21 protein-coding genes are annotated in these 21,474 nt (G+C 40.0%); 10 read left to right on the forward strand and 11 right to left on the reverse strand.

The annotated features are described in order from the left end of the window. Positions 1-6: 6 nt before the first annotated feature. From RS893_RS21100 to RS893_RS21140, 9 genes are all read right to left on the reverse strand, one after another. Complete coding sequence (locus RS893_RS21100) at positions 7-1,623, reverse strand: CARDB domain-containing protein (protein WP_016869938.1); 1,617 nt, start codon at positions 1,621-1,623, stop codon at positions 7-9. Positions 1,624-1,667: 44 nt separating this feature from the next. Next, positions 1,668-2,633, reverse strand: coding sequence for an ACP S-malonyltransferase (gene fabD / locus RS893_RS21105; RefSeq protein WP_315787623.1), 966 nt, complete (start codon positions 2,631-2,633; stop codon positions 1,668-1,670). Beyond that, on the reverse strand, positions 2,630-3,499 hold the full coding sequence (locus RS893_RS21110) for a Cof-type HAD-IIB family hydrolase (protein ID WP_315787625.1): 870 nt from the start codon (positions 3,497-3,499) through the stop codon (positions 2,630-2,632). The genes fabD and RS893_RS21110 overlap by 4 nt, the downstream gene beginning before the upstream one ends. Then, positions 3,499-3,762 (reverse strand): acyl carrier protein, encoded by a 264-nt coding sequence (locus RS893_RS21115; RefSeq protein ID WP_315787627.1) that lies wholly within the window; start codon positions 3,760-3,762, stop codon positions 3,499-3,501. Before RS893_RS21115 ends, RS893_RS21110 begins: the two co-directional genes overlap by 1 nt. Positions 3,763-3,830: 68 nt before the next feature. Further along, positions 3,831-4,613 carry an alpha/beta hydrolase gene (locus RS893_RS21120; RefSeq protein WP_315787629.1) on the reverse strand — a complete coding sequence of 261 codons (783 nt, stop codon included), beginning with the start codon at positions 4,611-4,613 and terminating at the stop codon, positions 3,831-3,833. A gap of 21 nt (positions 4,614-4,634) precedes the next feature. Continuing rightward, positions 4,635-5,063, reverse strand: a complete 429-nt coding sequence (locus tag RS893_RS21125; RefSeq protein ID WP_016869943.1) for a holo-ACP synthase — start codon at positions 5,061-5,063, stop codon at positions 4,635-4,637. Positions 5,064-5,095: 32 nt separating this feature from the next. Beyond that, complete coding sequence (locus RS893_RS21130; RefSeq protein WP_315787631.1) at positions 5,096-6,091, reverse strand: beta-ketoacyl-ACP synthase III; 996 nt, start codon at positions 6,089-6,091, stop codon at positions 5,096-5,098. 81 nt (positions 6,092-6,172) lie between these two features. Then, positions 6,173-6,580 (reverse strand): hypothetical protein, encoded by a 408-nt coding sequence (locus RS893_RS21135; RefSeq protein ID WP_016869945.1) that lies wholly within the window; start codon positions 6,578-6,580, stop codon positions 6,173-6,175. A 1,095-nt stretch (positions 6,581-7,675) separates the two neighbouring features. Further along, positions 7,676-8,581: a LysR family transcriptional regulator gene (locus RS893_RS21140; RefSeq protein ID WP_315787635.1), complete on the reverse strand. Its 906-nt coding sequence runs from the start codon at positions 8,579-8,581 to the stop codon at positions 7,676-7,678. A 160-nt stretch (positions 8,582-8,741) separates the two neighbouring features. Here RS893_RS21140 and RS893_RS21145 point away from each other — a divergent pair, with 160 nt between their 5' ends. The 8 genes from RS893_RS21145 to psb34 all read left to right on the forward strand — a co-directional run bounded on the left by RS893_RS21145 (position 8,742) and on the right by psb34 (position 17,315). Continuing rightward, a complete protein-coding gene (locus RS893_RS21145) occupies positions 8,742-9,581 on the forward strand; it encodes an SDR family oxidoreductase (protein ID WP_315787637.1) in 840 nt (279 codons plus the stop codon). A gap of 102 nt (positions 9,582-9,683) precedes the next feature. Further along, positions 9,684-10,739, forward strand: a complete 1,056-nt coding sequence (locus tag RS893_RS21150) for a gluconolaconase (RefSeq protein ID WP_315787638.1) — start codon at positions 9,684-9,686, stop codon at positions 10,737-10,739. A gap of 18 nt (positions 10,740-10,757) precedes the next feature. Beyond that, the gene (locus RS893_RS21155; RefSeq protein ID WP_315787640.1) at positions 10,758-11,777 is read left to right on the forward strand and encodes an NAD(P)-dependent alcohol dehydrogenase; all 1,020 of its coding nucleotides are present in this window, start codon (positions 10,758-10,760) and stop codon (positions 11,775-11,777) included. A 14-nt stretch (positions 11,778-11,791) separates the two neighbouring features. Then, positions 11,792-13,405: a GMC oxidoreductase gene (locus RS893_RS21160; protein WP_315787641.1), complete on the forward strand. Its 1,614-nt coding sequence runs from the start codon at positions 11,792-11,794 to the stop codon at positions 13,403-13,405. 71 nt (positions 13,406-13,476) lie between these two features. Further along, positions 13,477-14,790 carry a carboxymuconolactone decarboxylase family protein gene (locus RS893_RS21165; RefSeq protein ID WP_315787643.1) on the forward strand — a complete coding sequence of 438 codons (1,314 nt, stop codon included), beginning with the start codon at positions 13,477-13,479 and terminating at the stop codon, positions 14,788-14,790. Positions 14,791-14,846: 56 nt separating this feature from the next. Then, on the forward strand, positions 14,847-15,716 hold the full coding sequence (locus tag RS893_RS21170) for an oxidoreductase (RefSeq protein WP_315787645.1): 870 nt from the start codon (positions 14,847-14,849) through the stop codon (positions 15,714-15,716). A gap of 102 nt (positions 15,717-15,818) precedes the next feature. Continuing rightward, positions 15,819-16,721, forward strand: a complete 903-nt coding sequence (locus RS893_RS21175) for a hypothetical protein (protein ID WP_315787647.1) — start codon at positions 15,819-15,821, stop codon at positions 16,719-16,721. Positions 16,722-17,144: 423 nt separating this feature from the next. Further along, positions 17,145-17,315: a photosystem II assembly protein Psb34 gene (gene psb34 / locus RS893_RS21180; RefSeq protein ID WP_146006363.1), complete on the forward strand. Its 171-nt coding sequence runs from the start codon at positions 17,145-17,147 to the stop codon at positions 17,313-17,315. Positions 17,316-17,650: 335 nt separating this feature from the next. Here psb34 and RS893_RS21185 read toward each other — a convergent pair whose 3' ends face one another. Beyond that, positions 17,651-18,532, reverse strand: coding sequence for an alpha/beta hydrolase (locus RS893_RS21185; RefSeq protein WP_315787651.1), 882 nt, complete (start codon positions 18,530-18,532; stop codon positions 17,651-17,653). Positions 18,533-18,632: 100 nt separating this feature from the next. Between RS893_RS21185 and RS893_RS21190 the strand changes: the two genes are divergently transcribed. Further along, positions 18,633-19,496, forward strand: a complete 864-nt coding sequence (locus tag RS893_RS21190) for a LysR family transcriptional regulator (RefSeq protein WP_315787653.1) — start codon at positions 18,633-18,635, stop codon at positions 19,494-19,496. 514 nt (positions 19,497-20,010) lie between these two features. Continuing rightward, positions 20,011-20,856, forward strand: coding sequence for a DNA/RNA non-specific endonuclease (locus RS893_RS21195; RefSeq protein ID WP_315787655.1), 846 nt, complete (start codon positions 20,011-20,013; stop codon positions 20,854-20,856). Positions 20,857-20,935: 79 nt separating this feature from the next. Here the strand turns inward: RS893_RS21195 and RS893_RS21200 are convergent, their stop codons facing one another. Further along, positions 20,936-21,340, reverse strand: coding sequence for a nuclease A inhibitor family protein (locus RS893_RS21200; protein WP_315787657.1), 405 nt, complete (start codon positions 21,338-21,340; stop codon positions 20,936-20,938). Between the last annotated feature and the right edge of the window lie 134 nt (positions 21,341-21,474).

Here is a 21,474-nt window from a genome sequence, read left to right on the forward strand (position 1 = left end):
TTTTGACTACACTAAAGCATTGTTGACAACGTAATTACCTAAATTTAATCCCAATGTGAAAGATTCATTGGCACTAGTTGGGTAATGTACTCCACCGTAGATGCGACTTAAACTATCTTCAACACCAGCCTCATAGAAGCTACCGTATGACCGAGATATACCTGGTGTTTCTGGTGAAGTAATGGTGAAATTAAAATCCTCACCAAAAAAGTCAGTTAAAACTTCCACAGCTGCACCAGCACCTATAGAATGTCCTGCTAAATATTCAGGATTAGGTGGAGTTGTTAACAGTGGCATCCATTCTGGATCGCCAACAGTATCTGGATTACCATCATTATCAGCTTCCCGAATTGCAGTCACTGGCCGCCATAGACCAAAATTGTACTTGGATGCTAGGACGGCAATACCTGAATCAGCTTGTCCAAAGTTGAGCAGTGCAAATAAGCGGGCATTTTCCACTAATGTATTATCCTGCTGAATAGCAATCTCTTCTGCAATTTGGTTCCAAAAACCCGTGACTCCAAAGCTATCTATGCGATCAAAAGACCAGAATTTAGCAATTTCTGTTTGGTCATCTGTACGTAATGTGCTATCAACACTACCTAAAGCCTTGGTTTCATTAATCTCTGCTGCATATTGTTCGCTTGTCAACTCTGGGAAACCCTCGCCCAAGTAGTCATCAACTGAAGGTATAACAAAGGGAGTAACTTTACCCCACTCCGAAAATCCTGCTGGTAAGTAATTAGGAGGCGTTGGTCGCCATTCACCAGCTTCGGTTCCTGGCTCGTAGAAACCCCCTGAATAAATATCTGCACCATCTGTACTGCGAATTTCTAATATTTCCTCAGCAACATATGTTCCTAACTCAATACCTTTGAGTTTTGCAGCATCATCAGGGATTTCTGCCAGCGATCTTTTGAACTGGAGGTCGAATTCAGCTGTTTGAGTTGGGAACAGATCTACTAAGGCAGTATATGCTGCTGCTGCTGCTGCTGCTTCAAGGGAAGCACCCTCAGCGACAGATTCCTCCACGCTCACAAGATAAGGATCGTAGCTGCGATCTATAGCATTGACTGCATCGTATATTGCCGCATGAACGATCGCCAAATCACGTGCTGCTATTGGAGCAAACTTTCGAGTATTTTGTACTGCATTTAAAGCAGTTGCATTCCAATCGATGACAACATCGCTATTGTTAACAGAAACATGTGTGCTGCCTAGATTATTTTCTGTATTGCTTTCAGCAACGTAATTGGCTGCTTCAACTCCAGCAATCAAATAGTAAGAACCAGGTGCAACAACAGAGGGGTTACGAACTTCAGATCCTGCGAAGTCTATAGTAAATTCTTGGGATTCTCCAGGCGATAAGTTAACTAAAACAGAATCTACACTGCCTAGTAACTCATCTTCACCGACTAAATTCCCTTCATTTAAAGGTGAATCTAAATCTGAGTCTATAGATGCATAGAGATTAATATCTAAAGGTCCTGCAAATTGTCCCTCACCTTCATTTGTGACAACAACACGAACTAATCCCTGTTCTTGAGGAAACAGTCCGGGTGAATCTATATTTTCAATTTGGATTGTTAAGTCTGGAGATAAAGCAATGTTGTTTGAAGTCATTGAAAGATCCTCCTATGAAATGTAAATAAAGCAGCTTTTGATCGTCAAATCGACTTAGCTCCAAAAATTTCTTTTATCTGGGCAATTGTTGTCTGCAATGAATTAATATCTTCAACATTCAAAATCAAAGCAGACGGAACAATTTTGCTAATTAACTTGGATAATACTTGCCCCGGGCCGATCTCAACAAAAATTTCAATTCCTTGTTGGTGAATGTAACGTATTGAAGCCTCCCACAGGACAGCAGAAGTCATTTGTTGCTTCAACAAGTTTGCCCATTCATAACCGTTAATAACTGGCTGGGCTGTAATATTTGAGATCACAGGTATAGTTGCATTACGAAATTGCACATTACGAATCTCATCAGCAAATTCTTGGGCAGCTTCTTGCATCAAAGGAGAATGAAATGCTCCTGAAACAGGCAAAGGAATAGCCTTGATATTATTTTCAAAGGCACATATAATTGCTGCTTCTACAGAATTATCATCTCCAGAAATTACTATTTGCTCTGGTGAATTTAAGTTAGCAGGAACTAATACACCTTCTGACTGAACAGCCTTTGCACATAACCTTTCTACTTCCTGTAATGTTACTCCTTTCAGAGCTACCATACCGCCCTTTTGCATTTTTGACATCAAAGAGCCTCTAAGCTGAATCAAACGTATAGCATCAGAGAAAGAGAGTACACCAGCAGCAATCAAAGCAGCATATTCTCCTGCACTGTGTCCACAAATAAAATCTGGATTAACAGGAAAATGTATTTGAAAGACAGTGTATAATGCTATGCTCGTTGTCAATAAGCAAGGTTGTGTGATTGAAGTTGCCGTCAAATCATCTTCAGAACCAAAGAAGCAAAGGTCTTGAATAGCTAAATCGGTAATCTGTTCTGCAACTTTGAAAATTTCCTCTGCTAATGGGAACTCTTGAGCTATCTCCCTTCCCATTCCTACATACTGAGAACCTTGTCCTGGGAAGACTAGGGCGTAACGAGCTTGCTTGATTTGTTTCATACCCCAAATAATGCTTCTAATGCCAAAGCTACTCCATCTTCGCGGTTAGAGAGTGTTACAAAGTCAGCCACTTGTTTAAGTTCAGGTACTGCATTACCCATTGCAATACCTAGCCCCACATTTTGAATCATTTCTATATCGTTGTAGTTGTCACCAAAGCTGATAATTGCTTCTGGTTCAATACCCAAATGTTTGGCGACTTGCAAAACTCCTTTGCCTTTGGAAGTATTAGGAGGTAAAAACTGCATCCTCCAAATATTACCTTGCCAAGGAACTAATATGCAATCAACTTTTCCTTGTAATTGAGCAGATACTTGCGTTAATAATTGCTCTAGCACATCTTTGGTATCTATTACTAAGATACTTGTGGGAGTTTCTTCAAGTTGTTCTAATGAGGAGATATATTGCAGAGCAATTTGCAATTCTTGTGAATAGCGATCGCTATAAGGATTAGGAGTTGTCAGATAAATATGATCATCACAATTAAAATGAATAATTATCTCCTGTCCTGCTAGCAAATTTAGTAATGCTGCAACTACATCTTTGGAAATTGTTTGATGATGATAAATTTGACCTGTTTTGACATCTTTGACCAAGGCTCCATTATGGGCAACAATCAGACCTGGCGTTCCTAATTTTTCAAGATGATTTTTTACAGCACTGGCCATGCGAGCTGTTGCCAATAAGACAATTATGCCTTTTCTGGCAATCATTTTCACAGCTGCAATTGTACGTTCTGAAAGTTGATGGTGGGGATCTAGTAAAGTCCCATCCATATCAAAAGCTACCATTCTCAAGTAACTAATCTTATTTCCAGAAGTTATTTGATGTAGCTTATGAAAATATACGTTCTCTGTGCTAATCATTACTTTACTCCCGTCTCTAAAAATTGGTAAGCATCTTGTACAGTTTTAATTTTTCCGGCTTGAGTGGTAGATATCTTCACACCAAATTTTTGACGTATTAACATGACAATTTTGACGATATCTACAGAAGAAATTCCGACATCATCTACCCAGGAAGCTTCAGGACGAAGTTGAGCTTTGTTGATGTTAAGTCTTTGAACAACTGCATTGCAGAATTCCTCAAAAGAGGCTTGACTAGAATGTTTATCATTGATTGCAATCATAAGCTTCCTCTTTTACTATCCTCGTGAGAAGTACTAAGCGATTAACTTGATGTTGAAATATAGTATTTCTAGTTGTTAAACCAATTGACTGTTAACTCAAACAGTTCTTGTTGATGAAATGGAAATGAATGATGCGCTCCTTCTATGATCTGTAACTTTGGTGGATTCTGGAAATTCATTTGTGCTTGTTCTACAAGTTTTTCTATCTCTGGTAATGGAACAGTGGCATCCTCAGTACCATGAATGATTAATAAAGGCTGGATGAGTTGAGCAATTTCCTGGCGCATATCAAGTTCGGAAGATTGCTTGAGAAGTTCAGGTCCACATCGCATTAGTTCGCCATGATAGATAAATTCTGCTTCGTCACCCTCTAGCAGTATAGAAAATGCATCTTCTCCAATCAGCCGCAACACAGCACCTGATAAATCAGTAAATGGAGCCCATGCTACGGTCTTATATATTTGTGAATTTCTAGCGCTTTCTCGAATTACACTCACTCCACCCAAGCAATGTCCAACCAGTCCGATTCTGTTCGGGTCAACGCCATCTATTGTCGTAACTAAATTGATCGCAGCTTGTAAATCCTCTAATTCTCTATCCAAGGTCAGGTCTACCAAATCACCATCACTATCACCTGAACCTGCAAAGTCAAATCGAAATACCGAGAGATTGTATTTGGTTGCATAACGAGCAAATTCCACAAACCTTCGGCTTCCACCAATTTTTGTACCAGCAAAACCATGACATGTAATTAAGCAAGGTCTTGGTTGATCTCCTTGGCCGTGATGCATAACACCAACAAGATTTTGACCGCGCTGATTCTGAAATACGAATGCTTCCATTTTTGGCATATGATATACCTCTTGTGATGCTTAAATTTTGCAATCTTTCCAGCACATTGCTACTGCGATCGCTACTGCAAAATCTTTTTCATGACTAATACTCACATCTAGATGAATGGCTGCCATTTTCATCCAATACGAAAGAGCAGATCCTTGCAAAAAAACTATTGGTTTTCCAGAACTATTGTGTAGAACTTCTATATCTACTAGTTCAGTCTCGCTAATACTACTTTCCAAAACTTTTAAAATTGCTTCTTTGCAAGCAAACTTACCTGCTAGTCGTTGCAGTCGATGAGTTTCGTGAGCAAGAGCTATAGTATCCTTCCATTCTCTTTCTGTAAGCCAGACTCCTATTGGTGCATCTATCATTTCTTGTATATCTTTGATACAGACTATATCTATTCCAGTCTTTATTTGGATAGAAGACTCACTAGAAGATGCACAAAGCCTGTCTTCCATAAACATTCGATTTTTGATATGTAAACAACTATTTAGCAAACAAAGGATTTGTCCCAGCGAATTAAACTCGCTGCACAAGTCAGTCCTGCTCCAAACCCAAGCATCATTACATAATCATCGGGTACAATTTTCCCTTCTTGAACTGCATCAAATAAAGCTAGTGGAATTGAAGCAGCAGATGTATTCCCATATTTATGCAAGTTACACATGAAACGCTCAAATGGAATTCCCAGAAATACAGCCACTTCTTCAATAATATGAAAATTTGCCTGATGAGGAACAATCAGCTGAACGTCTTTAATGGATATCTTTGCTTGTTCGCAGGTATCGATGATGGCATCACACACTATAGGCACTACAGCTTGGAATAATTCTTTTCCTTTCATTTTCAAAAAGTGTTGCCTATTTTCGACAGTTTGAATTGATGCTGGCAGTGCAGTTCCACCAGCAGGCATAAATAATAGATCCTGACCTGAACCATCAGCACGAAGTACAGAACTCAAAAAACAATTTTCCTGTCCTGATTCAAGCAAAACCGCTCCTGCGCCATCCCCAAACAAAACACATGTAGAACGATCTTGCCAGTCTATACATCTGGAAAGAACTTCTGCTCCTATAACTAAGGCATTACGAACTGCACCAGTTTTGATGAATTGTGCTGCTATTTCAAGACCGTAAACAAATCCCGAACACGCTGCTGAGATATCAAAGGCAAAGGCATTAGTTGCCCCTATACTATTTTGTACTTTACAAGCAACTGATGGAAATGGAGTATCTGGCATCATAGTCGCCACTAAAATCATTTCTATTGCCAATGGATCGATTCCATGCTTGCTTAAGACTTGTCTTGCAGCAGCAGTTGCTAAAGTAGATGTGTTTTCTTCGGGAGCAGCAATCCGACGCTCAATGATCCCTGTTCTGGTTCTAATCCACTCATCAGATGTATCCACGATTTTTGCTATATCGTGGTTTGTCATGACTTTAGTAGGCATGTAGATTCCTAAAGCAGACAATTTGATAGGTATCACACATATCTCCTATGAAAATATCTAATGATTATGATTTGGATTGCTATCTAAACATGCTTATGTATTGACAGCAAAATTGTGTCAAACTGACTGTATTATTTGAGGTACAGCCATCGCGATACTTGCTTCCTGGTTAGAGTATGAAACCCTAATTACAGGCTTACCATCTACTAAAGTCAGTAGAAGACAGCACTTATCACCAGTTTCAGAATCCCAACAGTAGATTGGAATACCGGAATGTTGCGAAAATTCTTCCTTAGCTTTTTGGAGATCGCAAAAAGTTACATTCTTAACTGTAACTAGATTTGTTCTTAAAAGAGCTTCTGCAAGAATGAATACGGAGCCAATTTCACTTAAGCCTCTGCTTTCTAAAGAAATATTCTTGCCAGATTTTAACTCATTCAATTCTGTATCAGAAAGTTTCAGTCCGAGAAGATTTACTGCTTTTTGAATATTGCAAACTTCCAGATCTAGTGTTTGTTCAAACATATCACTATTCACATTCCTACTCAAGGATTGTATTGCTGTCAGAATCTTGATCAGGTATATAAATAAATGCTTCTACAGATCAACAAAAAGCTAACCAGAAATATTAATATAGTGGACAGGATTTCTCAGCAAGACTCCACAGGGATTATGGAACATATTTGACAGCAAAATAAGCCATTCAATACTCTGTTAAAATTTCTTAAGCATCAAAAATGACCAAAACTTTCTCTGGATAAAACTTCTAACAATCGCACTCACACAGATTGTGAGAAATGCGGATATTGCTGCTTATGTAAACTCTGATTGAGAATTAATTAAGATAAATGACAGCTTCAAGCTAAATCGTTGCTAATAAAGCTTCTGTATTTAGCAACTACATCAAAACGTGTTAGCCATATTGATATTAGCTTTATTCTTCAAAAAAGAACATACTTAATCTTGTGTTTCAAATGATACTTAATTTATTTTTCTTATTAGGTTAAAATTTAGGTTAAAATTATTTATTCAAAATTAAATAGTTAAAGTTTATACCAGAAAATATTGTAATCACTAGTGCAAATTCTACGAAAAGATAACAAAAACTCCATTATAAAGATTAAAATTTTTGTAAAAAACTATACCCTTACTCTAAAAAAACTGATTTTTGAAAAGTATTAAGTTTTTTAAAAAAATCCTTCTCAAGATGGATACTTGTTCTTAAAGAACAAAAACAGTGAATAAAAATAGAAATTGTTAAGGTTAAAATTTTAAACTGAACAATTGATATATCTTAAAAAAGTATTAAAACGATTAATAACCCATAATTTCGCAGGTCTATTTAGGAGAGTAGGATAATATTTTTGGCAAGGAGTAATAAGAAACTGGAGAATACAACGACGTTCATTTGTAAAATGAGCAATTTGTTTGGCATTAGCAAGCATTATGAGATGAATAGACATAAATTTATTTCTACTTATAGATGCATCGACAAAATTCACTTACTTTTAAATTGCTATGTAATGATGTGCGATCGCTTTTTATAAGTGTTTTTAATTAATAAGGAAGCGATCGCTGATAACAACCACTTCCTTTGAAACAGTTCCATTAATTTTTTCGTTAATCCCAGTAAGGAATGCTACGAAACCGCTTGACTAGAAAGTCAACAAAAGCCTGTATTTTAGAAGGAATATATCTTCCTGGTGCAAATACAGCAAAAATATCAGTCTCTGGTGTAGTCCATTCATCAAGAATAGTTAGCAATCGTCCGCATTTCAAATCTTCACCCACGATAAAGGTGGCTAATAATGCTATACCACAGCCATTCAAAGCTGCTCGATACAATGCTTCAGCATTATCAGACCTGATCCTGCCTTGAATTGGAACAACTACCTGTTTATCTCCACACGATAAATGCCATGTGTCACCCGTAGCAAGCAACGAAAAAATTAGACAATTGTGCTTTTCCAAATCTTTTGGCTTCTTTGGGTATCCATAATGGTTGAGATAATCTGGAGAAGCACATAAAACACGGCGGTTAGGAGCTAATCTGCGTGCAATAAGTTGTGAATCTCTCAGTTTGCCTATACGGATAGCAACATCAACATTTTCTTCTAATACATCGACAAATCGATCACTAAATGATATGTCAACGCTGATTTGTGGGTAAAGAGTTAAAAACTCTGGTAGCACTGGGGCAATATGCCTTTGTCCAAAGGTGACAGGTAATGTGACATGCAACAATCCACGTGGTTCCCCAGACAGACTAGATATTGTTGCATCAGCCTCATCTAATCTTGCAAGAATGTCTAAGCAACGCTCAAAGTAAATTGCACCAGCTTCTGTAAGTACAACGCGACGGGTATTACGGTTGAACAGCCGGACACCTAGTGTTTCTTCTAGACGTTGAATTCGTCGGCTCAAAGTAGATGGATCAACGCGCAGTGTGTCAGCAGCCTCAACAAAGCTAAGTCTTTGGGCAACGACTACAAAGCTACGAATAGATTCAAAACGATCTTCGATCATGCACTGTTACAGCCTCATTCTATATTGCTGCCTAAAAAGTATATATATGTTTATTAACTATTAATGCACCACATGCAACATTGAAATGCACATAACTATGATTATTAATTTGGATACATTAGTTAAGATATTTAACTAACTGACAGCAAAAAACACGGTAATGACATCAAAATTATCATTCCAAGGCAAAACTGCAATTGTCACAGGGGGCGGACGGGGGCTAGGTCGAGCTGTTTGCTTAGCACTGGCGAAGACAGGTGTAAGGGTTGGTGTTATAGCCAGGACATCAGCAGAAATTTTAGATGTAACCTATGAAATTCAAAAATTAGGAGGTCAAGCTTTTCCGATTCAATGTGATATGGCCGAGGCTGATGCAATTGAGAAAGCTTGCCTTTTAGTTGCTGAGCAACTAGGTTCTGTCGATATATTAGTAAACAACGCAGCGATTATTGCGCCACTCGGACGTACTGTGGAAATTGATCCAGTAGCTTGGGAACGCACTATTAAAATCAATTTAAACGGTGCTTTCCGATGCATCCATGTTGTCCTACCCAACATGATTAAACAAGGTTGGGGACGAATTGTTAACATATCAAGCGTTGCTGCCACGGGTACAGGTACACCAAGTGGAAATGCTTATGCTACAAGTAAAGCTGCTTTAGAGATGATGACTCTGAATTTGGCAGCCGAACTAGAAGGAACTGGTGTCAAAATGAACGCCTTTCGTCCGGGGACAATCGATACAGCAATGCAAGCAGAAGCTCGCTCAGCTCCTGTAGAGGTTGTAGGTGAGGCTATGCACAATCTTTTCCAAGGATTTTATAACAAAGGTATGCTTCGCGATCCCAAAATTCCAGCTGCGGTTGTGATCGATATAATTCGAAGTGATCTGAATGGTCAGATAGTCGATATCAACGAATACCTCAACCGTGGTATTTCACTTGAATTTTTTAGCAACAATAGTAATCAATATAATTCGGTCTGTAGTGTAAGAAGATAAAACCTGGCTTGAACTTGATTGAATACACCAGAGTTTGTTAATGCTGGTTGGCAAATTCTCAAAATTAGCAATTGAGTAGAACAAACGATACAGTATAACAGTATGTCTAATTTTATCTTTAAGACATTTCTGCATACAGCTGCACTTGTGGTCTTTACTGTTAGCTCAGTTCAATGTGTTGCAGCAGAGGTACGCACATTAACTCCTATCAATCTGCCTGCTAATTTCCAGTACCCAAATGGAATTACACGTGCTAGTGACGGTACGTTGTATATCGGTTCGATTGTAAGTGGACGGATACTGCGTATCAGCCCAAAAGGCGAACTCAAAACTTTCTTTCCTGGAAGTGATGAAGTTTTTGCTGCCACAGCTCTGCGGCTAGACGAGCAACGAGGAATCCTCTGGGGAACTTCTCCTGATTTTCTGGGAGTTCGTGATTCAAATGGTAAAATGACGCGCCGCCCACACCGGATTTTTGCAATTGATACCCGTACAGGGAAAGTTTTGCGCGTCATTTTGATGCCCGATGGTGGATTTGGAAATGATATGGCACTGGATCCAAATGGAGGTGTTTATCTTACAGATAGTATGCGTCCTCGTATCTACTATCTTGCACCTGGAGCAGATAAATTACAAATTTGGGCAGAGGATAAAAGGTTCGCCTCCAATGAATTAGGGCTGTCGGGAATTGCTCGTAGATCCGATGGAGTTACCATTGTAGGATTGTTCTCCAGTGGAAATTTATACAAAGTTATACCTCAGTCCCGAGGTGGTGTAAAAGTTGAAGCTATACCCCTTGAGCGCAAGTTGGAAAACCCTGATGGAATGCAGTTTGCACCCGATGGTTCCTTAATAGTTACAGAAGGTGCTGTCGCAAGCGGTAATGGTCGCCTTTTACGCATTGATGCACTTTCCTCAGGAACTAAGCCCAAGTCAATCGAAATTATTGCATCAGGTATGGAATCACCAGTCAACTTGACTTTGGCAGGTCGCGAGGTTTGGGTGACTGAAGCACGAATTCGTCATCGCCTCTTGCCAGGAAAGGAACAAGAAATTCCCGATCGCTTCTTGATTCGTCGGTTTATGCTGCCAGCAAATGCTGCTAATGACGTAATGGAAAACTCTACATCATCATCTATGCTCGAACCCTTGAAATGAAAGTATTGAGGTAACGTGATGAAAGCAATTGAACTTAGTGATGGATTTGGTATCGAAAACTTGCAACTTGTGGAGCTACCAAAACCCAACCCAACCAGAGGGGAAGTACTAGTCAAAATGGAAGCGGTTTCCCTCAACTATGTAGACTTACTTGTAGTTAAAGGGTTGCTAGATCCAAATCTATCTTTGCCTTATGTTCCTGTATGTGATGGAGCAGGTGTTGTGGAACAGGTAGGTGAGGGGATTACAGCATTTCAACCTGGTGATCAGGTTGTGACGACGTTTATTCCTGATTGGGTGAATGGCAAACCTACTCGCCAAACAACAGACTATTCAACTCGACAAGGCTTGGGTACAATTCCAGGACAAATCTCGGAATATAAATGCTTCCACCCCAATCAGCTTGTTCATAGCCCAACGCATCTTTCTTCTACTGAAGGATCAACTTTACCAATAGCCGGACTAACCGCTTGGAATGCACTGCAATACAGTAATTTGCAAGCGGATGAAACAGTATTGTTGCATGGAACAGGTGGTGTATCTATCTTTGCGCTGCAATTTGCAAAAGCGCGAGGCGCACAGGTGATTATCACTTCCAGCAGTGATGCAAAACTCAAACGGGCGCAACAGTTGGGTGCTGACCTATTGATTAACTACAAAACAACACCTGATTGGGAAGCAATTGTAAATGAATTTACTTACAACAATGGAGTTGATGTCATTGTTGAGACAGTAGGTGGTCAAAATTTGCAGCGATCACTTAATGCACTGCGTATGGGAGGACACATCTCAATAGTAGGTTTACTAGACGGCTTTAACACCTGTGTCAATACATTAACACTATTACACCAACAGGCTACAATTAAAGGCATGGAAGTAGGGGGGAAAGAAAATTTTGAGGCAATGAATCAGGAAATCGAAACTAATAAAATTCATCCTGTCATTGACAAGATTTTCCCCATAGAACAAACTCAAGAGGCATTTGAATATCTAGAGCAGGGTCGTCACTTTGGAAAAGTTGTGATTACCGTCTCATAATCACCACAAGGATTATGCTTCACTACAAATTTAATCGTCGTAGTTTACTTCAAGCTACTATGTTTTCTGTTGGTTTAGCAGCCCCTCTTTACTATTCGCAGTATGCAAATGCTAGTGATGAACTAGTAGACGCTATTGTTATTGGTAGTGGTTTTGGTGGAGCAGTTGCAGCCCTACGTTTAGGAGAAGCCGGTATTGAGACAGTTGTACTGGAGCGAGGTCTTGCATGGCCAATTACTTCTGCCCAAGATACTTTTGCTACTTACCGCAAACCTGATGGTCGTTCTGCCTGGCTCAGTCCGAAAACAATAATGTTTGAACCAGTACCTATAGATATCTATACGGGGGTTCTAGAACGAAAAGATGAATATGGAATTTCTGTTCTATGTGGTGCTGGAGTTGGGGGTGGTTCGCTAGTTTACAATGGTGTTACTTATCAACCCCCACACAAATTATTCTATCAATCTCTTCCTCGTGCAATCAGTTACGAGGAAATGGATAAAATTTACTACCCTCGCGTTCGAGCAATACTCCAGCCATCAGTGATTCCAGAAGACATATTAGCTAGTAGCTTCTATCAATCTCCACGCGTATTTATGGAGCAGGCAAGTAGAGCGGGATTGCCAAACCATTTACTAGATATAGCTTTAGACTGGGATATAGTCCGCCAAGAAATTAATGGAACTAAGGTAGCTTCCACTATCATTGGCGAAATATGGTATGGCATCAACAGTGGCTCTAAAAAAAGCTTGGATCAGAACTACTTACCGAGAGCAGAAGCAACAGGATATGTGAAAATTCTCCCATTACACATAGTCACATTGATTACTGAAGCCCCCTCCAATTCTGGGTATTGCTTCCGTGTTTTGTCTAATCAAATCAACGACTCTGGCGAAGTTATCCGAAGGAAATCTTTTGCTTGTCGCTATTTATTTATGGCAGCTGGTTCTATGGGAACTTCGGCATTATTGGTCAAATCCAAAGCGTTAGGTACATTGCCCAGGTTAAATTCTAATATTGGTCTCTTTTGGGGAGATAACGGAGATGCTTCTGGTAATCGTACTGGTATGCCTCCTAATAATCCAGGTGAAGGAGGACCAGCTGTTGCTGTTATTGAACACTATGATAATCCAATTAGTCCAACGACTTTAGTTACTACTCCCATTTGGAACGCTCCTGAGGGAACTTTGCCATCTCTGAGTATGGGTATCCCACCAGCTGTTGGAAAATTCAGTTATGAAGCGGCTACAGATTCAGTTAGATTGTTCTGGCCCTCTGAGTTTTTGGAAGTTCAAAAAGTCAAGCAAGCAGCAGAATTTACTTATAGCCTGTTAGATCGGGCAAATACTACCTCAAGTAGCCAACCTACAACAATGGTGACTCCTGGGCTAACTGCTCATCCATTAGGAGGTGCAGTTTTGGGGAAAGCTTGTGATTTTTATGGACGGGTATTGGGTTATAGAGGACTTTATGTTGTTGATGGTGCGCTGATTGCTGGTTCAGCAGGATGTACAAATCCTTCCTTTACTATTGCTGCTCTTGCAGAACGTTGTATGGATAAATTTTTGACAGAAATTCCTGAGCGCCGCTTTCAAAATACCCCGATCCAAGTCAAGAGAAACTTATGAAACTATATAAGAAGGTAATACCCAATCAGACATGCAAAAGCCTAGCGTGGAAGCGACGAAAGTTTATAGAAATGTTAGCTACATTTACCGCCCTACCATCAGCTTTTATTGCCTTTACCACCAGTGTTAGAGCAAACCAGAGCAATGCCTATCTTCCACATTCTCGGGATCGTTACAAACGTGGTCTGGAGGTACTGAACAAAATCGCTGGTGCAGGGACTGATGACAGTACGTTCATTAGCCTTCGAGTCTTCTCTCCTGATCTAGTACGCTTTTATATAGAACAATCTTATGGGGATATCTTTTCCCGTCCTGGCTTAGATCTAAAGTACCGAGAGATCGCTAATGTTGCCACATTGACTGTCCTTGGTAACGCTCAAACGCAGCTAAAACACCATATTAATGGTATGTTTAACGTCGGCTGTACCCCTCAAGAGGTCTTAGAAACAATCCTACATGTAATTATCTACCGCGGTTTCCCTGCTACACAAAATGGTATTAATGTTGTTCGTGAGGTATTTAGGGAGCGTAACATTGTTACAAATATTGACGTTGCCCAAACGGAACAGGATGAAAGCCGTTATCAGCGAGGCATAAAAAATCTAGAGGAGATTGTCGGCGAAAACAGTACGCAGATAGCTGAACAGTTCACTGATATTGCTCCCGATCTGGCTCATTACATTATTGAGTTTGCTTATGGCGATATATGGTCACGTCCTGGATTAGGTCACAAGTCGCGAGCGATCGCATCTGTCGCAGCTCTTACTGCTATTGGTAATCAGCAGTCCTTGCTGAAGTTTCACATCAAAGTTGCTCTCAATGTCGGTTGCACTCAGCAGGAGATTGTTGAATTGCTGATGCAGATGAGTGTCTATGTCGGCTGGTCTGCTGCGATCACCAGTACTAACATTGCTCAGGAAGTGTTTCAGGAGTACTATCAGCAACAGCAAAATTACGTGGAAAGTAATTTTGCTGTTACAAAGTACACAACAGAAACTTCACAAGTTCGTTATGAGCGTGGACTAGATACTTTAGGGAGAGTTACCAAAGCATCTGGTGAAGCAGTTGTGCGGAGTTTCAACGATATTCTTCCCCAACTAGGACGCTATATTGTCGAGTTTGCCTATGGGGATATCATCTCGCGCCCTAAATTGGATTTGAGGACAAGGCAACTTGCCACAGTTGCCGCACTAACTGCAATAGGTACGACAGCAGTGCAAGGTCCTCTTAAAGTTCATATTAATGGTGCGCTCAACGTCGGTGCTAACACACAGGAAATTATTGAGGCAATTCTTCATATGTTGCCTTTCGCTGGCTTTCCTGTTGTTCAGAATGCCATAAATACTGCCAAAGAAGTGTTTAAGGAACGGAATTTGACGGTGTGAAAGGTTGAAAGCGGTTGCAGTAAAGAATTCATTTGAGAATAAATATAAATTTAATCATGGCTGAGAATACAAAAAAAGTTTGGTTGATCACTGGTAGCTCAACTGGATTCGGACGGTCTTTGACCGAGACAGTACTTAAGCATGGCGATCGCGTTGTGGCAACAGCCCGTAAACCAGAGCAACTCAGTGACCTTATCACTCAGTATCCAGAGACAGTTAAACCTGTTCAACTGGATGTTACTAAACCACAGGAAGTTCGTAATGCGGTTAACGCCGCTCTTGATGCCTTTGGACGTATTGACGTATTGGTTAATAACGCTGGCTACGGTGCTTTGGGAGCTATAGAAGAATTCAGTGATGAGGTGATCCGACAGCAATTTGAGACCAATGTCTTTGGAGCGCTTGATGTCATGCGGGTAGTACTTCCAGTAATGCGAAAACAGCGCTATGGTCATATCATCAATGTCTCGTCGGTAGCTGGTTTTGTGTCATTTGTGGGAACCGGAATTTATTGCGGCACCAAGTTTGCGTTGGAAGGAATATCAGAAGCACTAGCTCAAGAAGTGGCTCCACTGGGGATTAAAGTAACAATTATTGAACCTGGTGCTTTCCGCACAGACTTCAATGGGCGATCGCTAGTTACACCTGATACACTCATCGACGATTATGCCTCTACTAGTGGTGAATTTCTGCAATGGATTCACAATATGAACGGCAAACAACCAGGCGATCCAGATAAAGCAGCTCTTGCCATTATGCAAGCCGTTACAAGTAACCACCCACCCTTGAGGTTAGCTCTGGGAGCAGATGCTGTCAACGCCATTGATGCTAAGCTCAAGTCAGTTAAAGAAGAACTTGATACTTGGAAATCTGTTGCATGTGATACGACATTTGATGGAGTTGAAGTGGGAGCGATCGGTGGATAGGCAAAAAGTTTACTAAATATTATCACCTAGAAATAGTTCCTTTGTTGGCAAAGTTTGTATCTATTTAGTTTTTGAAAGTTAGTAAAATAGGCAACGATAACAATGCAACCGAATTTCTTTCAGTTGGTTTATTATCTGGGAATTTTCTTTTCCCTATCTTTGCTAATCGTCAATCCTGCTGAGGCAGCAAATCTAATAGAGGGATTTTCACATCCTGAAAGTATTACTGCTGATTCCACAGGAAGAATTTTTGTCTCCAACATTGGTGAAAAGATGGAACCCACTGCCAAAGATGGAGATGGCTTTATTACTGAATTATCAGCAGATGGAACTGTCAAACGCAAGTTCTTCAACCCAAAAGGAACATTGAATGCTCCAAAAGGCTTAGCCGTCGTGAATAACGTTCTTTATGTAGCTGATATAGATCGGATTGTTGGTTTCAACCTCCAAAACAGTAAACAAGTCTTTTCTTTGGACTTATCTGCCAAGACATCCTTTCTAAATGACTTGGCAACAATAGATGAAAACACTCTACTAGCATCGGCTTCAGATACCGGAACTGTCTATCAAATCTCTATTCCTAATAAACAATTTGTAGCTCTATCAGGTCAGATTCCAGGGGCCAATGGTATCAGCTACGATAGTCAAACCAAGAGTATATATGTTGTCGGATTAGGAGAAAACTTTAATGGCAAGGGGGGTATCTATAAACTTACTATGGCTAAACCCACTGCACAATTTGAGCAGATTAGTGTCCTACCTGGTTTCTTTGATGGCATAGCTCTTCTCAATGACAATCGATTAATCTACTCAGATTGGGTGGGAATTCAAAAGCCAACCCCAGGAGCAATTTACATCTATAATGCCAACACCAAGAAAGCAGATTTACTCAAGTTACCAATCGAAATTAACGGGCCAGCGGATTTTTATTATCAACCAAAAGCTGGTTTGCTGTGGTTGCCGCTGACGTTGAATAACAAGGTTGCTATTCTCAAGCTGAATTAAACAGAGCGATTTTTTTCGGGGGAAATAGGCAACAATTAAGCAGGGGCTTTAAACATCAATCACCCCAAAGACCTTGAAATTTTGTAGATGCAAGTTCGGTAGAATTGATAACTTGCACCAGTTTCAACAAGCAAAGCATTTTGGAAATATGCGACGCTCCTGAGTGCGAAGGGTTAGGTAGTGGCTGCAAACAAGGGTGTTGTATCAGTGTAGAGCCTGATAGAAGTCACACTTCCTGTTTGGTTGCACCAACTACCCACAAGAGCGCTTGCGATCGCATAGCGTACCGGAGGTTTATCGCCCTCATTCCTGATAAGCGGTTCTTATGAACGGTATCAGTCCTTTTTTGTCAAGTCTTGTTGACTATTTGTAACAATATTGTTATATTTATTTACATAAAGAAACAAATAAAGGAAACAAGCTATGTATACAACAGTTAATGAAGACGGCGTTTTGAATAATTACCCAACTGAACCCAAGATGTACTATTCCGAGTACCCTGCAATTTGGGAACAACGCAAATACGTTATCCAAGCTGTTTTTGCATCTTTAATTGTCACTACTCTAGTTTTAGTTGGTTTTAGTGTTAGTTAAGATTTTTGGCGTTGCATAAAATGGGCATGTAGACGCGTAGCGGTGAGCCAGTGCGGTGGACGGGTTCCCCGGCATAAAGCACCTGGCGAACCCGTAGGGCTTCCCGCAGGGTATAATGAACCGCCAAGAACGCTAGGAATTAAGTTTTTTAATTGGCAGAAAAAGTAAAATCATCCCGCAAATATGCAAAGCCAGATTTTTTGTTTCTCGCTATATCTCTCAATTGTCATTCGTACTTTTGTTTTACCTCGGTACTTAACACCGAGGTTGTTTGTTGTGGGGGATCCGCTTCAGCGCACCCCAATTAGACATTGCAGGCCGATCGCTCACGTACACTAGAGTTGGGTGATCTGTTTGGTGTGATCTGCCAGAAATCGGCGGATATGACTGGCGATCGCATCCAAATCTTCTTCGAGGGCAAAATGTCCTGTATCTAGCAGATGAAACTCGATGTTTTTCAAGTCGCGCTGATAGGGATGAGCGCCTTCAGCGGGAAAGATGAAATCATTCTTGCCCCAAACAACTAATGTCGGTGGTTGATAGGTACGGAAATACTCCTGCCATTGGGGATATAGCGGCGGGTTGGAACCGTAGCTGTCAAACAAAGCAAGTTGAATATCATTGTTACCTGGTCGATCTAAAAAGTGTTGATCGATAATCCAATTATCAGGGCTAATAACTTGAGGATTACGAACACCATGCGTATACTGCCATTTGGTGGCATCAAGAGTGAGAAGTTGCCTCAACTTATCGGTATTTTCTGATGAGCGATCGCGCCAGTACGCTTTAATCGGTTCCCAGAATTCATTTAAACCTTCCTCATAAGCGTTACCATTTTGGACAATCAACGCCTCAACTCGCTCTGGATGTTTCGTCGCTAGTCGAAATCCAATCGGAGCGCCATAATCCATTACATAAAGACTGTACTTGCTTAAACCAACCGCTTCAGTGAACTTTTCCATCACTTCCGCTAGACGATCAAACGTGTAGTCAAACTCATCGACTTTTGGCATGGAACTATTACCAAAGCCAGGATAATCAGGTGCGATCAAATGGAAGCGATCAGCAAGAGCAACAATTAAATTGCGAAACATGTGAGATGAAGTTGGAAAGCCGTGAAGCAGCAAAATAGTAGGATTGTTCGGCGCTCCAGCTTCACGATAGAAGATGTTGAGTCCATCAACCTCAATGATGTGGTAAGTCGTTTGGCTAGTCATTGCGTTTAAAAGTGGTGTTGTGAGGTTTACACTCTTATACTCAAGCAGATAAACTTATAGAGCAAGACTATTTTTAAGATTAAAGTCATAGACAATATCTATGGATATGTACCAAATTCGCTATTTTCTAGCGATCGCAGAAACAGGTGGTTTCACCAAAGCTGCTGAACGCCTGTTTGTCTCCCAACCTTCACTTTCGGCAGGTATCAAGAAACTGGAGCAAGAACTAGGAGTGACGTTATTTGAGCGGGGTGGGCGACGGGCGATTCTAACACCAGCAGGAAAGTTTTTCTTGGAAAAGGCAAAGACGATTCTGAATGAGTACCAGGTAACGTTGCGGGAACTGAAGGGATTTCACCACCAGCCAACGCTGCGTTTGGGTACTTTGCGAACAATTCGTATTAGCAGTTTGGCAGGGCTAATTCGTGATTTTCAAGCACAGCATCCCAATATGCTGATCGAGTTAGTGGACGGTACCATCGAAGATTTACGCAACACCTTAGAGTCAGGTGATATAGACTTAGCAATTACTGTCCTGGATAACCGAGAAGACCCAAAAACATCAATGATCTTGTACAAACAACGCCGTATGCTTGCAGTGCCAACCTCTCACCCATTTGCCCAACGAGGAAGTGTACGGTTGATGGAACTGAATCAACAACCCTATATTGATCGATTGCACTGCGAACTGTGGGGAGAAACACAAAATTTGTTTGCATCAAAAGACATTCAACCCCAAGTTATCTACAAAGCAGATCATGAAGAGTGGGTGATTTCGCTGATTGCTGCCGGACTGGGAATGTCGATCATGCCAGAGTGGCAAGGTATTCCAGGAGTTACTTACATCCCTGTTTTAGACTTACCATTACAGCGTGCAATCGGTTTAATTTGGCGAGCAAAGCAAGAATCAGTGGTGATTAACAAATTCTGTGCCTTTGCAGCAAGCCATTATTGGCAGGGATAATACTGTGGTTAAAAGCCTGATTGAAGGCGCTACACACAAAGAAATGCTCAATAAGATAGTCGAACAGTTAGGGGTTGCAACTCAAAACACCTAACCAAATATAACGAGCGATCGCTCCAGTGATGGCATAATCGAAGCCAACGATAGAATTAATGAAGTCAAAGTTTATTTATACAAGATTAGAAATAAGAAATTTTATTTAATACCTTACTAATCTATTATTTAGAGTTGGATTTTCATTTCATAGTTAATACCATAATTTAGAGCTATGTTTACATGTATTTAGTAATATTTAATTTTTGATATTAAACTGTCTATTAATTCATACAATTTAGTTTATTAATTTAAATTAGATTAACAAATTCCGAATATTACTCTTAAATGAATGTTAATTAATTCACTAACTAATTAATTAACACTTATTTTTCAGTTAACTCAGGATTAAATTATAAATATTAATATTTTTCATGAGAGAAAAACTTTCAAGATGAAGTACAACTTCAAATAAATACTCATGAAGAAAGCGAAGTTTTCGACTTTCCTGATTTCTTGTGCATCTGCTTGTCCGCTTGCTGTTTTACTTGCAACTATATCCACTCCTGCACCTGCCCAAAATTCCGTGCATTTAACGATGGGTAATCCTAGCAATGCAGGGACTTCTAGCCTAAGTAACTATTTATTAGTTAAACCACAATACGCAACATCACATCACTGTAATAGAGGTATACCAAACTGGGTTAGTTGGCAATTGAATTCGTCTTGGCTAGGAAGTGCGCCTCGCCAAGATGATTTCCGTGCTGATACCACACTACCAAGTGGTTGCTATCGAGTCAGCAGTTCTGATTATACAGGCAGTGGATTTGATAGAGGGCATATGACACCCTCAGCAGATAGGACAAACACAATTGCGAACAATTCCGCAACATTTTTGATGACAAATATAGTTCCTCAAGCTCCTGATAATAATCAGGGTCCTTGGGCAGCTTTAGAAAATTACAGCAGAGATTTAGTAGTTTACGAGGGAAAAGAACTATATATCATTTCTGGCGGATACGGCTCAGGTGGAACTGGCTCCAATGGAGGAGCTAGTACAATTTCAAGTGGTAGAGTTACAGTACCAGACAGAGTTTGGAAGGCTATTATAGTCTTGGATCGACCCGGACTTGGAATTAGCGGTGTAACAGTTAGTACACGAGTCATCGCTGTCGATATGCCTAATGACCAAGGAATTAGAAACAACGACTGGCGTTGGTACAGAGTGAGTGTAGATACAATTGAAGCGAGAACAGGTTACAACTTGTTTTCCAATGTTTCGGATATAATTGAAAATACAATTGAAGCTAGAGTTGATAATCAGTAAAAGTTAATAGCACTTCAAACAATTACCCGTCTTAATATTAGACGGGTAATTCTTTTTGTTACTTCCTAATATTTGTTTATCAGGTTTCTACCAGTTTGGTTGATAAGCCTGCTAAATTACCTGACTGTGTTTTGCCAACTATATAGACATCAATATTTATTCTTCCAACACGATAAACTTGAACGTCGCTGAGGTTACTTTTTATTGTTTCAACAAGCTTTTGATATTTTTTCACATCCTCTTTTTGTTGTTCATCATGCCATTCTTGCTCAACAGCAACATTTCTAAAAAAATAATCTAAATCTACTACTTCTACTGGTACATCTAAGGGATGATCTGTGAACTCTAGAATCTTTGTATAAGTAATAGGCTCTTGTTGAGTAATTTGCCAGTAAACCGATTCAAAAGGAAATTCTGATTCACTAGGCATTAATAAACCATCAGCAGCTTCTTTAAGTTTTGCAGCAACTTCTGCATTATTCATTGACTAAATTCTCCAAGTATTTTGTTGAATTATGAATTTATATAATTCACATTTGAAGTGCGATCGCTTTTAAAAGTTAAGCTCTAACAAAAACTATCTAATATTAATAACTTCTTAGGCTGTATTTAAACCAG

The sequence above is a fragment of the Fischerella sp. JS2 genome (assembly GCF_032393985.1).
Classification (GTDB): Bacteria; Cyanobacteriota; Cyanobacteriia; order Cyanobacteriales; family Nostocaceae; genus Fischerella.

Excerpts from the sequence above, each read along its gene's own strand:
- RS893_RS21185 (WP_315787651.1), bottom strand. The coding sequence starts at position 18,532 with ATGACTAGCCAAACGACTTACCACATCATTGAGGTTGATGGACTCAAC.
- RS893_RS21165 (WP_315787643.1), top strand. The coding sequence starts at position 13,477 with ATGTTAGCTACATTTACCGCCCTACCATCAGCTTTTATTGCCTTTACC.
- RS893_RS21100 (WP_016869938.1), bottom strand. The coding sequence starts at position 1,623 with ATGACTTCAAACAACATTGCTTTATCTCCAGACTTAACAATCCAAATT.
- RS893_RS21160 (WP_315787641.1), top strand. The coding sequence starts at position 11,792 with ATGCTTCACTACAAATTTAATCGTCGTAGTTTACTTCAAGCTACTATG.
- RS893_RS21175 (WP_315787647.1), top strand. The coding sequence starts at position 15,819 with ATGCAACCGAATTTCTTTCAGTTGGTTTATTATCTGGGAATTTTCTTT.
- RS893_RS21125 (WP_016869943.1), bottom strand. The coding sequence starts at position 5,063 with ATGGAAGACAGGCTTTGTGCATCTTCTAGTGAGTCTTCTATCCAAATA.
- RS893_RS21115 (WP_315787627.1), bottom strand. The coding sequence starts at position 3,762 with ATGATTGCAATCAATGATAAACATTCTAGTCAAGCCTCTTTTGAGGAA.
- psb34 (WP_146006363.1), top strand. The coding sequence starts at position 17,145 with ATGTATACAACAGTTAATGAAGACGGCGTTTTGAATAATTACCCAACT.
- RS893_RS21150 (WP_315787638.1), top strand. The coding sequence starts at position 9,684 with ATGTCTAATTTTATCTTTAAGACATTTCTGCATACAGCTGCACTTGTG.
- RS893_RS21120 (WP_315787629.1), bottom strand. The coding sequence starts at position 4,613 with ATGCCAAAAATGGAAGCATTCGTATTTCAGAATCAGCGCGGTCAAAAT.
- RS893_RS21190 (WP_315787653.1), top strand. The coding sequence starts at position 18,633 with ATGGATATGTACCAAATTCGCTATTTTCTAGCGATCGCAGAAACAGGT.
- RS893_RS21135 (WP_016869945.1), bottom strand. The coding sequence starts at position 6,580 with ATGTTTGAACAAACACTAGATCTGGAAGTTTGCAATATTCAAAAAGCA.
- RS893_RS21140 (WP_315787635.1), bottom strand. The coding sequence starts at position 8,581 with ATGATCGAAGATCGTTTTGAATCTATTCGTAGCTTTGTAGTCGTTGCC.
- RS893_RS21200 (WP_315787657.1), bottom strand. The coding sequence starts at position 21,340 with ATGAATAATGCAGAAGTTGCTGCAAAACTTAAAGAAGCTGCTGATGGT.
- RS893_RS21195 (WP_315787655.1), top strand. The coding sequence starts at position 20,011 with ATGAAGAAAGCGAAGTTTTCGACTTTCCTGATTTCTTGTGCATCTGCT.
- RS893_RS21170 (WP_315787645.1), top strand. The coding sequence starts at position 14,847 with ATGGCTGAGAATACAAAAAAAGTTTGGTTGATCACTGGTAGCTCAACT.
- RS893_RS21155 (WP_315787640.1), top strand. The coding sequence starts at position 10,758 with ATGAAAGCAATTGAACTTAGTGATGGATTTGGTATCGAAAACTTGCAA.
- RS893_RS21145 (WP_315787637.1), top strand. The coding sequence starts at position 8,742 with ATGACATCAAAATTATCATTCCAAGGCAAAACTGCAATTGTCACAGGG.
- RS893_RS21110 (WP_315787625.1), bottom strand. The coding sequence starts at position 3,499 with ATGATTAGCACAGAGAACGTATATTTTCATAAGCTACATCAAATAACT.
- fabD (WP_315787623.1), bottom strand. The coding sequence starts at position 2,633 with ATGAAACAAATCAAGCAAGCTCGTTACGCCCTAGTCTTCCCAGGACAA.